The sequence below is a fragment of the secondary endosymbiont of Ctenarytaina eucalypti genome (genome assembly GCF_000287335.1).
GTDB lineage: Bacteria > Pseudomonadota > Gammaproteobacteria > Enterobacterales > Enterobacteriaceae.
In genome coordinates, this window is the sequence record NC_018419.1 from 1,244,253 (window position 1) to 1,257,886 (window position 13,634).

Annotated in this window: 6 protein-coding genes; 3 read left to right on the forward strand and 3 right to left on the reverse strand. The window is 42.2% G+C overall.

The features are described from left to right. Window positions 1-374: 374 nt before the first annotated feature. Window positions 375-905, reverse strand: coding sequence for an inorganic diphosphatase (gene ppa, locus A359_RS03570; protein ID WP_014888500.1), 531 nt, complete (start codon window positions 903-905; stop codon window positions 375-377). Between the two features lie 1,418 nt (window positions 906-2,323). Between ppa and rluC the strand changes: the two genes are divergently transcribed. Continuing rightward, on the forward strand, window positions 2,324-3,280 hold the full coding sequence (rluC, locus tag A359_RS03575; protein ID WP_014888501.1) for a 23S rRNA pseudouridine(955/2504/2580) synthase RluC: 957 nt from the start codon (window positions 2,324-2,326) through the stop codon (window positions 3,278-3,280). 1,351 nt (window positions 3,281-4,631) lie between these two features. Here rluC and suhB read toward each other — a convergent pair. Further along, the gene (suhB, locus tag A359_RS03580) at window positions 4,632-5,429 is read right to left on the reverse strand and encodes an inositol-1-monophosphatase (RefSeq protein WP_014888505.1); all 798 of its coding nucleotides are present in this window, start codon (window positions 5,427-5,429) and stop codon (window positions 4,632-4,634) included. 1,522 nt (window positions 5,430-6,951) lie between these two features. On the opposite strand from suhB, the gene A359_RS03590 reads away from it, so the two are divergent. Both A359_RS03590 and cysQ read left to right on the forward strand, forming a co-directional pair. Then, window positions 6,952-8,151: an IscS subfamily cysteine desulfurase gene (locus A359_RS03590; protein WP_014888507.1), complete on the forward strand. Its 1,200-nt coding sequence runs from the start codon at window positions 6,952-6,954 to the stop codon at window positions 8,149-8,151. 2,540 nt (window positions 8,152-10,691) lie between these two features. Next, window positions 10,692-11,438, forward strand: coding sequence for a 3'(2'),5'-bisphosphate nucleotidase CysQ (gene cysQ, locus A359_RS03595; protein ID WP_014888508.1), 747 nt, complete (start codon window positions 10,692-10,694; stop codon window positions 11,436-11,438). Window positions 11,439-12,009: 571 nt separating this feature from the next. On the opposite strand, the gene der is transcribed toward cysQ, so the two are convergent. After that, window positions 12,010-13,488, reverse strand: a complete 1,479-nt coding sequence (gene der, locus A359_RS03600) for a ribosome biogenesis GTPase Der (protein WP_014888509.1) — start codon at window positions 13,486-13,488, stop codon at window positions 12,010-12,012. Between the last annotated feature and the right edge of the window lie 146 nt (window positions 13,489-13,634).

The window sequence follows — 13,634 nt, forward strand, 5'->3', positions numbered from 1 at the left end:
AGTAGTAATCATGGAGAAATATATCACTGAATGAAACGTGTAGAAGTGCTATAGTAGCAATCCACGTCTAGCTTGAAGTTGTATGCGTATAGCCATGATGCGGCGGGCCATGGCGGTCAATAAAAAGCGGTGGTATATGGTGAGCTATCACGCATTCATTCTACTTACTGTGGTAGTATGATTCCCCTACACACTAAAAATTATGAACACAAGCAGATTCTTATCAGTCGGTCCTATAGTAGCACCTGAATGTATCTTCGTGAGATGTCGGTTAATCAAGCATACTGTATATGCTTGGAGGAGGGTGGCTATCCCAGAATTAAGTGTCTTCCCGGGATAGTCAAAATAGCTTAATACTCGGTTTTTTAGTATATTTATTGCTTTTTATCGCGCCCAAATGATGCTAAAATTTCATTTTTAGCTGCTTCAGCACTATCCCATCCGTCGATTCGCACCCATTTTCCGGCATCAAGATCCTTGTAATGCTGGAAAAAATGATTGATTTTCGAGCGAAGAAACTGTGGTAAATCGTCTACGTCTCTAATTGTATCATATTCTTTTGATAGCTTGGTATGCGGCACAGCTATCAGTTTAGCATCTTCACCGGATTCATCGGTCATCTTCAACACACCGACCGGGCGGCAGAACACGACAGCGCGAGGTTGTATCGGATAGGGTGTAGGAACTAGTACGTCTACGGGATCGCCATCCAAGGAAAGGGTATGGTTGATATATCCGTAGTTACAAGGATAGAGCATGCTAGTAGGCATGAAGCGATCGACAAAGAGGACGCCGCTTTTTTTATCAACTTCATATTTAATCGGCGGGGAGTTAGCCGAAATTTCAATAATGACATAAATGTTTTCCGGGAGATCTATTCCTGCCGGTATGTGACTTAAACTCATCTTTTGCCCCTTAAGATTTTTAATAGCTGCTAAATAGGCTTAGTATAACTACTCTCCGCTGGAGACAGGCAAAGGGCCTGAGGAAGGTTTAGTGACACCGCTTAAGTGCGGTGTCGGGCGTAGAATTCCTATTCTATAACTCAGAGGATTATGATAGTAGATTAATAGTTATATATAGTCCAAGCATCTTAAAGTTTTTTAAAAAATTGTAACTTTTAGTAATTATTAGCTGCAATTACGCTTTTTTTTAAAATATAGTTTTTATGGCACAAAAAATGTTTAACGGCATCAACTGGTCTACAGATAAAAAGACCCGTATACAGCCCAAATTCTCTAATAGTATAAATGAAGCAGTTAGGTATTCGTGTATGAAAAGCACATGTTGATTAGACGAAGAAGAGCACTACTTTATAATCAGATGGCGTTATCACAGTACCACGCTAGTCGATTATGCAATGCGTTCTTAGCCTTTAGCTGCCTGCTTGACAGCGCTGTGTTGACTTGATTTGTACAATTATAACAGCACCGCTAAGATTTTAAGAGCACTCGCTTGCTCAGATAGTGAGAAAATACTTTGAATATTAGTATATTAGCATCAAGATAACATGAAATTATCTATGGAGTTATTGACATTAGGCATGTTGTCACGAGATGTGGCGTATGATGTAAGCCTGCTCTGGAAGTGGTAGCGCGATACATAAAACTCTCCCCACCTCCTGCTCAAAGATTGGTGGCTCTTAGAGAGAAGGCTAGATAAAGTAAAATAACTTCAACAGTTATGTATAAAAATTTTTTTTGAGACACTAATAGAGACACGTTTCACCAGGATGTTTGGTGATAGAAGGCAATCATGTCACCGACACCTTAGCGGGCGCTGTGAAAATGCAGCATAGTTGGTTATTATAAGAGAAACCATGCAGTTAAAAAAGTAGTTTTCTGAGTAGTAGTTATGATATCTTGAAAATGCACGTGTATTATCGATCAGCGCTCACCGGCTGAAACGCGCCTATTCTTCTTTATACATACTTCCAGGTGATCATCGCAGCCTAGGGGCATCATGCACCCAGTGGGGAGAGGGATAATAACAACGGTTTTGAAGGTTTGTTTAACTAGCTTGCACTGTTGTTAATAGGATTCACACCGTGTGTATCGCTTTCAGGGGTTCACTTGTCATCACCTTTTCTTTATTCAAAATCAGACACATGAGGAAGAAAATCGGTTTGCTAAGCTGGCCGCATCAATTATTATTAAATAGATGCTATACGATGCTGAAATGCATTAAACAAGATGTTAAGAAAATGAATGTTATATATATTCCATAATAGAGAGGAAATGACTCTTTATTATGAAAGCGCGTTAATAGTCATTAACACTAGACTCTAGTATAACATATACTTGAGGATTGAGAATTTTATTGCATGAATAAGAACGCTCCTGGCGTATATTTTATTACTATTTCGGCAGATGCCGTTGGTCAACGAATCGATAATTTTTTGCGTACACGCCTCAAAGGCGTGCCGAAAAGCATGATCTACCGTATTTTGCGTAAAGGTGAAGTGCGCATCAATAAAAAAAGAGTCAAACCGGAATATAAATTGCAAAATTATGATCAAGTGCGTATACCACCGGTGCGTTGCTCAGATGGTGAAAATGCATCCATTCCCATTGGGCTGAATAAAGTTGCTGTTTTAAATGATTCCATCCTCTATGAGGATGATTATTTGCTTATCTTAAATAAGCCTGCCGGAACGGCTGTTCATGGTGGCAGTGGTCTAAGTTTTGGCGTAATTGAAGGCCTACGCGCCCTACGCCCGTCTGGGCGTTTTCTGGAATTAGTTCATCGACTAGATAGACATACCTCCGGGGCGCTGTTGTTGGCCAAGAAGCGTTCTTCGCTGCACGCCCTGCATGAGCAATTGCGCGCTCAGAGGATGCAAAAAGATTATGTGGCTCTGGTAGGAGGTTACTGGCAGTCCCGTGTCACAAAAGTAGTAGCACCGCTGCTAAAGAATAGACTCGTCAGCGGCGCGTACAGTGTTCAAGTTAACCGTGAGGGAAAACCATCGCAAACTTGTTTTAAAGTGGAAGAGAGATTTAGGCTGGCCACTCTGGTTAGAGTCCGCCCAGTAACTGGGCGGACTCATCAGATTCGAGTTCATTCCCAATATGCCGGCCATCCTATTGCATTTGATGATCTCTACGGGGACAGCATATTCGACCAACAATTAAAGGGGTGTGGCCTGAATCGTCTGTTTTTGCACGCGGCTGCACTTAGTTTTCACCATCCCGTCAGCGGCGCAACACTGCTGATAGAGGCACCGTTAGATGCACCGCTACATCGGTGCCTACTATATTTGCGAGCCCACCATCAATAGTCAAAGAAACCCATATTGTTGCTTAATATTGTTTTTCGATAGTGGGGCGAATTTATTTCTGGTGCAATCATTGATGCTATCAGAGGTAGCCAGCAGTTCTATTAAGGCATGGTGGCCTTGTCCTCGAAAGTTCACAAATAAACCCCAAAAGACTTCGCATCTCCTTTGCCGATACTTGTTAGAGGGTTCATCGGCTCCAGATCAGGGCGTAGAATGTTAGAGTCTGATGATGTAAGTATATAAGGCGCCGAAATCTTCCTCCTATCGACTTTTTCGCTATTAGCGTGCTTTTAGGCATAACCTAGTCATCTAACATCAAGCTCTCTGGGCAGAACTAATGAATCAGCTATTGAGCATATCAAAAAACAGCGCTTACACTTTTCGGTCTGGTCAGACGCCGGACCATGGCCCTTCACTGTTGAACTATCCAGTACAATGTCAGGGACATCGGGCACAAGAAACTCATAGGTTACAGTTAGTCTTGCGTTCTTGAATAAAAAAGAGTTTGAAATAAGTTTTAGTTAATCTTATGTATTCATTTCAATTAAGAATTTTTATAGCAAAGTAACAGCGTTCAAGTATTCACTCACTTACGTACAATATAGCAATTAATAAAGATGGCGCTGTAATAACATAAATAGATCAGCTATCTCTCTTTCTACATAGAGAGAAACATGTTTTTAGAAGACGTGTTTGAGCGCTGCTCTTTTTTAGATACGATCATCAAGAGTCATTACTACGGCGATCATGATGCACCTGGTTTTGGTTATCCCTGAGAACCTGATAAATATTCGTTGACTGAATGTTTACACTTACGCAACATCGGCTAAGATTATTAAAATAGCCCATGCACAGACTCTGTTATCTTACATGAAAGTACTCTTTATAAAATTTGGAAGCGGTTAGTGAACAGCGATAATACTGTACTTTTTTGTGTCGGGTGTTTTGAAAAAGAAGATAGAGGGGCTGCTGATCGTGCTTCGGTAGACTACGTAATATTAATTAACATTATTTATATCACACTAACTAATTTTGTTAAAAGTAGCCTACTCCTCCAGCATGAGAATACTCAGAAAAAAGAGAGGTTATTAGCGCCACGCTCAATGACTGGTTACCTCCGTTTCTATTGATAAGACGTTTGGACAACCATCTTAGCCTACCGAGCTAAGATCAGATGTTGCAGAGGGCGAGACTCATGCCAATGGTAAAAATACGTCACTCAATAACGCTGTTAGCAATAGCCAACAGCGTTAGCATCGCGTCAGAATAGCCTTATGCAAAGTCACTGCATTACATGCTCTATATTTTGTCTATTGCATTTTGTCTATATTAACTACAGGTATTAAATCTTTTACTGAGCAACAGTCAGTGACTTGCGCATGGTAGCAAGCATAGCTTTTACGACGCTAGGATTACCTGCCACGAGATTACCTGACAGCAGGTAATTATGGTTACCCATAAAATCGGTAACTAAGCCACCCGCCTCACGCACGAGAAGCTCCCCCCCAGCGAAGTCCCAGGGATGCAGGCCGATTTCAAAAAAACCGTCTACCCGTCCGGCAGCTACATAAGCAAGATCTAGCGCTGCAGAACCGGTGCGTCGGAAATCTGCGCATTTTACAAATAGTTGACTAACTAGAGACATGTAGTTATTTGCATATTTTTTTTGCTTAAAAGGAAACCCCGTAGCCAAAATAATGCCATCCAAATTACGTGCGGCACTGCTACGTAGGCGGTATCCGTTCAATTGAGCGCCTTGGCCACGGGATGCGGTAAACATTTCATTTCGCATTGGATCGTAGACCACAGCAACTTCAGTACGGTCTTTAATGCAGACGGCAAGAGACACTGAAAAGTGGGGGAAGCGCTTGATAAAGTTGGTAGTACCATCTAATGGATCGATTATCCATCGCACATCTGTGTCTGTACCGACTAGCTCACCAAGTTCTTCGCCGATAATAGAATGATGTGGGAAGCACCTGCGGATTACTTCAATAATTAAACGTTCCGCTTCGCGGGCTACGTTTGTGACAAAATCATTTTCTCCTTTTTGGTGGGTCTCGACGGCATCAGGTAGTTCATAATATTTAGTAATTACATTACCGGCCTTTCGCACAGCGCGAATAGCGATGTTGAGCATCGGATGCATAGATATCGTCCACTATAAGTAAGATAGAAAGGAACGAAACAGTGAGTCATATAGCAGATTGTCAGAAAAAACCTACAGCTATGCTTACTATATCGCCTACATTCGTTCTGTCTGTTAAGACCGTGAGGTGAAGTATACGTATTTTTTCTTATTACAGCATTTTATGACGGGCAACATCAACCCCCTGCGGTTTCTGTGATGAAAGTACAAGCTGAAAAACAATTTTTCTGCTCAATCTTTCTTTAATAATAGGGAGACAAGAGAGATGACTGGATGCATTAGAGGCAATGATGTTATAGGTAACTCTATCTGTTTTGACAACCGATGGAGAGTTGTCCTCGCCCCCCAAGCCTGATAGAAGGAGCGGTAGCTGCCAGCACCTTTCTAGACTGCTGCCTGTGGCGCATGCTGGCCTAGTTAGAGGGAATAGTGAGAATCATAGCAAATATCGCTCAGGCAAGATAGTGTTTTGGTTAGTTGTGAGCGAAGTCCCTCCCACTAGTGCTGCATTAGAAGAAAGTTTTTTATCTTGAGATCTCGGGTTTCTTGACTCGACAGGCAAGCAGAAGGACGTCATAGTACATGAAGCCTCAGTTTTGTCTTTGATAGAAAAGCCGGGGTTTTTATCAGCAGCCAGAGCATATTCTGAGTATAACTGGCTGCCCCTAGCGCGCTTACCCAGAATGAAGGATGAAAAACCACGTTGCCTTTCAAGTCTTCCGAGGCGGGAAAAGCTGTTACCGTATATTCTGCGTGGAATCTTGATCTTTAGGATGAATCCATAAACGCTAGCTCCATGTTCTTTAAATACCTTCATCGGTTTTCAGTCTCAGATGGACGTACACTTTCAGCAATTGCACACAATACCGATAAAAGGGCAGCGCTGCTTGAGTGCGTGACTTGGTTAAATAGTTAGCGATTGTATTTAGAAGTAAGAAGTGTTACTACGTTATGTTCGTTGGTCTTGTGAACATGAATCTAACATCGATAGATCATGATATACTGACTGATGTGCTTGATATAGCGATTTACTTCGGAAAGGCGACCGAAGCTATTTACTGGCAGTATTGAACTCTAAGTTATTGATTTTGATTATTTTAACAGCTATTCCCCCGACGATGCAAAAATGCTATAAGGGCGATCAGGGTATAAAAGGAAGACGTAGGGCATTGTCTAGGCGCAGACTTTTATTAGATTGCCATCAGCGCAATTAACAAAAACCTCGATGAATAAATAACCCCTCTCGTTTTCAGAGTAAAGAAAGTTGCTAGGGGTGCGGGTCCTCTGTTTGACTAAAACTATCTGGAACGCTCTTAGGGTACAGACAAGACCATGTTTTAATCATATGATCCTGACTACTCTCCTCTTAAGTAATCTGCTTATCCTTCAGGTTGACGATCCTTAAGACAACGATACGCAGCATTTGCTGACCATAGGGATTACAGGAAAAAATTAACGCTCATCTGCACGCTTGAATAAAATCAGGGTATCCTGTTTTATTGATGCTCGGAGTAAAATCTTTATGAAATTACCGATTTATTTTGATTACTCTGCCACGACACCGGTTGATCCACGGGTGGCCAAGCAGATGATGCATCATCTTACAATGAGTGGAATTTTTGGTAATCCTGCTTCTCTCTCTCACCAATACGGCTGGCAGGCGGCAGAAGCTGTCGACATTGCCCGAAATCACGTCGCAACCTTGGTCGGGGCAGATCCCCGTGAAATCATTTTTACTTCTGGTGCTACCGAGTCAGATAATTTGGCTCTGAAAGGGGCTGCTTATGCTAACGCTGCTAAAGGCCGGCATATCATTACAGCCGTAACCGAGCATAAAGCAGTCGTCGATACATGCAAAAAACTGGAGAAAGAAGGCTTTATCGTTACCTGGCTTGTCCCGGAAGTGAACGGCATCGTTACCCCCCAGCAGTTAAGTAATGCGCTACGTGATGAGACGATTCTGGTATCTTTGATGCACGTCAATAACGAAACGGGCGTGATTCAAGATATTGCTGCCTTGGGTGCACTTTGCCGCCGTGCTTGTGGGGCACTTTTTCATGTAGATGCCGCGCAAAGCGTCGGAAAATTACCCATCGATCTTTCGATGTTGCCGGTAGATCTGATGTCGTTTAGCGCCCATAAAGTCTATGGCCCGAAAGGCATTGGCGCTTTATTTGTACGTCAGAAACCGTGGGTGCGAATCGAGGCCCAAATACACGGCGGCGGTCATGAGCGCTGCATGCGCTCTGGGACATTGCCAGTGCATCAAATTGTGGGAATGGGAGAAGCATACCACCTTGCCGATCAAGTGCTGGCGAGCGAAATGTCACGCCTGCGCGCGCTTCGAGACCGCTTGTGGAAGGGACTGCAGAAGATAGGCAGCGTGTCTGTTAATGGTGATCTTCAACAGATCGTGTCGACGGTACTGAACGTCAGTTTTCACGATATTGCAGCTGAGTCTCTTATGATGGAGTTGCAGAATCTGGCAATCTCGACCGGCTCCGCTTGTACTTCTGGAAACCTTGAGCCTTCTTATGTATTACGTGCAATGGGGCTAGATACTGCGCTCGCACGTAGCTCTATTCGTTTCTCTTTAGGGAGGTTTAGTACCCGGAAAGAAGTAGAGTATGCCATCAATCAGACCCGGACAGCCATTGCTCGACTGCAAGAGATCCCACCCAGGCGCACTGCCGGCAACAGCATGAGTGGAATGCTGCGTTAAGCAGACTTGTCTTAGGTTTGTTGCTGCACATATAGTATTTGGTGCTATCTCGCCTCAGAGTGATTTTTCTTGAGCTATGTCGTTTGCGGTACAAAGATGCGCTCAGGGTTTTCCAGATACGAGGATTTTTGGCTTACTGTGCTTATGTTTTACTTCAGCCATTGATAACGTTTTCACGACGCGCATCATAACCCTACTGTAGCACGGTGTTTTCAAGACATTGAGGCGTGTATTTTCATTTTTCTACCATCAATTAGAGCGGAAAGCATCCCATGTTGCCTTGTCAGGGCAATGGCTAGCACCGGAAGGAACACTGCTGTCGGTGAACACCAGGATCGGGGGAGTGTTATTAAAAACTGGTGAAAGGGAGGTGCGATGATATAGCGAATGTAGCGATATTTAGGCGGAATACTGAATTAATTTTTATTGCATTACTTTAGGATAACTCAAGTAAAAGAGTTTAACATACTTAATAATTAATCCAACCATTCCCCTAGCTAGCCTTAGGGTTAGCTAGATTTTCTAGATTTTCGGAAAATACTTTTTTATTATTACTCAATTGATATTGAATTTTATGCTTTTAGGAGTCTTTCGGACTGATGACGTTTTTGCATGATGGTAAATGATGCTATGCTAGTATATCGGTTTAGTAGAAAAACATTTCATCTTGCGTATGCTTTTTTGGTGTGGGGCTCTAACTTCATATTTTGCGTTGTATAGATCTATGCATTCAGGGAACGTAAAAAATAAAATATTTTTATGCAATATATTTTTTAGCGATGCTAAAATAGGCGGATGTTTTGAAAAACTACAGTTTTAAACGCATGTTTCATGAGCATTTCTATAACTCTGTTACGAGGATGACATTTAGCATCTCTAACAGTCTCATCTAGTTTAGTGATGTAATTATTTATTAGCATAATTTTGCATACCGATACCTCATCGTCACGCAGATGCAGCTAAAAAATAGAAATTTATTAAGGCATTATGAATTTTTGTCTGGTGAGCGCTGCAGATCAGCTGCTGTATTATTGCCAGATAATATTGCCGATGATTAGCTTCTGCTTTTTAAGCGTATACTAAAATGGCATCGTTTAAGCTAAAATATTGCATATTTTAGAAGTTATGTCATTATAAGAGCAATGTTCTCTATCGAAGATGAGACACTTTATTGTATTCCTCAAGAGCGCTATAATGACAGTAACTTGTGTCGTACCGCCTACTGCCAATGTAGGTGAGTAGCTATGATTTATATGTTTTTTGTGAGGCTATGCCACCGCACGCACCAAGCTGCTTCACTAACATTTATCAAGCCGGTTCTGTCAATGACTGCATCAGTGATTTGATTACATCTTAATCTGTGTATGCTGATCAAAGCCATGTTTTCTTGGTTGCTACAGAAAGACTAATCAGCGTGGTGTAGGAAAGTTCTATTAGTTTTAAAAATTAAAAGTTAATGCATTTCTCTCGATCCCTGAGCGCAAGATTAAATATCTTTTTCATCATCAGTACCGTGCTGAACATCTTTGTGATTAGACGTGAGACACATAGTTGGTAGATGTAGTTATACTTAATATATTCTTCATTTATTTTTGTTAGAGAACTGTATTTTGAGGCTTTTTTAAGTCAGAGACTAAGTAATGTGAAATTTTTTCTATAGCTACCATATGTTGAAATGAATACAGTAAGCATTGCCAATGCAGTTTGCAATTTGCGATTAGTTTAACAAAGTTCTGAGTATGAGCGCTCTTGTGAGATTATTGTCGCAACCTGATGCAGTATAAAAAGTTGCTGATGCAGCCCTATATTTTTTTGTACTTTGACGCCAACGTTCAATAGGTTATCATGCTGTTTTTACTCAAGATTAAATCTTGACCAGTTTCGTGGTTATGACTGGTTTTTGACGTTTTTAAAAGATCAAAGCCACGAAATAAACATAGCCTTCTTCGCAGAAGAAGTTGATAGACCGCCTTCTTAACAAAGCACTTATCTGTTAAATGATAGCAGTGCTATTAATGTCGAGCGACATCGCGTAGGACGTTTGTATGTTTCTCGTGACTTGGCCTATAGTGCATTTAGTACCGGCGTGTAACATGTTGAACGGTATAATTTACCGCAACACCTTGACTAGCCTAATAGGCTTATCTAATACCATATATATTATATTCATTCAAATGTAATAGAGCGATGACACCCAGTAGTTTTTTGATCTTCAATGCGTATGTTTCAGTCATCGAGTGTCCGATGAGGAAGTACTTTCTTTTCTAGCGATTCGTAGAACTACTCAAACAAGCTGTATGGAATAAAAGGCAATTTTTGACATTCTTATTTCAGCAAAGGTAGGATGATTGAATGATAGATAATTATACTGTTCTGCGATCAGGTTTTAGTAGATAATGTCTCTAATCTTCTATCTACCGCTTTTTTCATAAGATCTAATATAATGACTATAGACTACATTCATAAAGCAATTAACCAACTCGATAGAATAAAAAATAATTTATTAAAAACTACCTTCACGCTCATTCTGAAGGTGTTTCATGATTGAAAAAATTATCACTCTTTCCCGTGACGCTGGGGCAGCTATCATGCAGGTCTACAACAGTCAACGATCGCTAGAGTCGAGTCAGAAGGAAGATAACTCGCCTGTGACTGCCGCGGATCTGGCTGCACATAAGGTCATCGCGGCTGGTTTACAGATGCTGTCGCCTGACATCCCTCTTCTTTCCGAAGAGGATCCCCCTGACTGGTCTGTTCGTCAGCATTGGCGCCATTTTTGGTTGGTAGATCCTTTAGATGGCACTAAGGAATTTCTGCGCCGAACCGGTGAATTTACGGTTAATATCGCATTAATCGAAGATGGCAAGCCTCTGATGGGCGTCGTCTATGCACCGATCACTAATAGGCTATATGCGGCAGTAGACGGGAATGCATGGAGCATCAAAGAGCATCGTAAGCCCAAGCCTATTAAAGTAAAAGCGGCGCATCCACCACTGGTGGTTTTGAGTCGTTCGCACGGCAACAATGCGGAGTTGCGGAATTATCTAGTTCAACTAGGCGAACATCAGACTCTGATGATCGGCTCATCGTTAAAATTTTGTCTAGTGGCGGAGGGTGCCGCACAGCTGTATCCTCGATTTGGACCGACCAACATCTGGGACACAGCCGCAGGACACGCAGTGGCTTCTGCGGCTGGTGCTCAAGTCAATGATTGGGAGGGACGGACACTGGATTATACGCCACGTGAATCATTCCTGAATCCTGCTTTTAGGGTATCGCTGTTCTAAAGCTGTGCATCTACGTTAGTCAGGCGAAGAATAGATGCATATATCCTGCTGCATGATATATGGCACTATTTTATCAGAAAATCTCTTTCTCGTGCTGGTTTTTCTCTTTTTCGGTTTATGTTACTAGATGGCTTTCTGGGTGTAATGACTCTGATCGTGCATGCTGATTGAAACGTATTTCTACGATCCTAATCGCTATCGTGACGACCTTGAAAAAGTATCATGTTTCCGATAATACAGCCTGCTGTTAAATGATGCTGTAGCGATTGTCTTTTGAAGTGCTATGTACTTACAGTACTGCTGTAAAATTGAAGGTATGTTTATAATGATTAGTATTGCCCTATGTGGTTACATCTAGACTGTTGCCAATTGTTGGTAAAATAGACTAAATTACTTTTTCACTCTAAATGAAATGTATGTACAGCATGAGTCTAACTGTTGAGTTGTGGACTTCTAAAGCAGCGAAAAGTTGTAGCTCTTGTTAAAAGAGCAAGAAGGCTATTTTAAAAGCATATGCGGATAATAATGTATCGAGGCTGATTAAGATACGCGCCTTGTTACTGTTCTCCGCTTATTTATCGTTCTTGACGTAGCGCATTAACCGGTTTCGTTTATGTAGCTGCCTTAATGTCAGGATGTTGCGATTTCCGGAAAAGGGATTAATAGTCTCCTTGAACTGAATGCGGATCGGTGCTCCTATAATCTTCAGAGAACGACGAAAATAGTTAATGAGATACTTCTTATAGCTATGAGGTAGATCGTTAACCTGCGATCCGTGGATCACTATGAGAGGTGGGTTATAACCACCAGGATGTGCATACTTAGGCTTAATTCGCCGACCGCGTACCAGTGGTGGTTGATGTTCGCCTACTGCCATACACATAATGCGTGTCAGTAACGCTGCGCTCACGCGCGTAGTAGCACATTGGTACGCTGCATTAACTGACTCAAGTAAATATTCTACACCGCTTCCGTGTAGGGCTGAAATATAATGAACTCTGGCAAAATCTATAAAGCCCAGACGCTGATCCAGCACTTTTTTTATATTATTGCGAGTGTTGTTAGATAAGTCATCCCATTTATTGACTGCGATCACAAGAGAGCGTCCTCTATTAAGAATAAAGCTCAAGAGCGATAAATCTTGATCAGCAATACCTACTAAGGCGTCAATAAGCAGCAAGACCACATTGGCATCTCCGATGGCTTTCAGGGTTTTAATAATAGAAAATTTATCCACCGTTTCGGTGACCTGACCGCGCTTTCGAACCCCAGCAGTGTCGATTAAGATATATTTTTGCGTTTTATGAACCATGGGAATATAAAGGCTATCCCGGGTTGTTCCCGGCATATCGTAAACCACTACGCGTTGTTCGCCGAGAATCCGGTTGATCAGCGTCGATTTTCCAACGTTGGGCCTGCCAACAATCGCCAATTTTATCGGCAGCATTCGTGGGTTAAAGTGCTGCGTCTGCTCCTTTTCCTTTGGTAGTGCTTCAGCCGCATCTTCCGGCCAGGGGGAATGTGCGTCCTCTCCTGCCTCGTCGGCTAGGAGGTTATTTTTCTGAAACGGTAGAATGACTTGCTCCAGCAAGCTAGAGATACCTTGCCCTTGTGAGGCGGCAATAGGCACGATATGGGCCAGCCCTAGAGAATAAAAATCGCCTACGATGCTATCGATATGAATCCCGTCAGTTTTATTAACTACAAGGAGAGTAGTTTTCTGTCGTCGGCGAAGATGCTTTGCGATAACTTGATCCCCCGCCATCATGCCTGCGCGTCCGTCGACCATAAAGAGTACGATGTCAGCCTCTTCAATAGCTGAAAGTGATTGTCCCGCTACATGGATCTCAACGCCTTCTTCCTTTCCATCTATACCACCGGTATCGATAACGATAAATTCATTTCCCGCCCATTTAGCATGACCATAATTACGATCACGCGTCAGTCCGGGAAAGTCCGCTACTAGTGCATCATGGGTTCGGGTGAGTCGGTTGAATAGAGTAGATTTTCCTACATTCTGGCGCCCGACTAGTGCAATGACAGGTAGCATTATTAATAACCTCATCAGGTAAAAACAGGGAATACAGTTACAGAACTGAGTGTATGAGAAAAAACGGCTCCTAACATCGACATGTTCAGGAGCCGTTTCTGAAAGCATCTGTCATGGGGAGAGCTACTTAACACTACTTTTCGCCG

What these genes read in the sequence shown, in the direction of transcription:
- ppa (WP_014888500.1), bottom strand. Translation starts at nt 905, where the DNA reads ATGAGTTTAAGTCACATACCGGCAGGAATAGATCTCCCGGAAAACATT.
- rluC (WP_014888501.1), top strand. Translation starts at nt 2,324, where the DNA reads ATGAATAAGAACGCTCCTGGCGTATATTTTATTACTATTTCGGCAGAT.
- suhB (WP_014888505.1), bottom strand. Translation starts at nt 5,429, where the DNA reads ATGCATCCGATGCTCAACATCGCTATTCGCGCTGTGCGAAAGGCCGGT.
- A359_RS03590 (WP_014888507.1), top strand. Translation starts at nt 6,952, where the DNA reads ATGAAATTACCGATTTATTTTGATTACTCTGCCACGACACCGGTTGAT.
- cysQ (WP_014888508.1), top strand. Translation starts at nt 10,692, where the DNA reads ATGATTGAAAAAATTATCACTCTTTCCCGTGACGCTGGGGCAGCTATC.
- der (WP_014888509.1), bottom strand. Translation starts at nt 13,488, where the DNA reads ATGCTACCTGTCATTGCACTAGTCGGGCGCCAGAATGTAGGAAAATCT.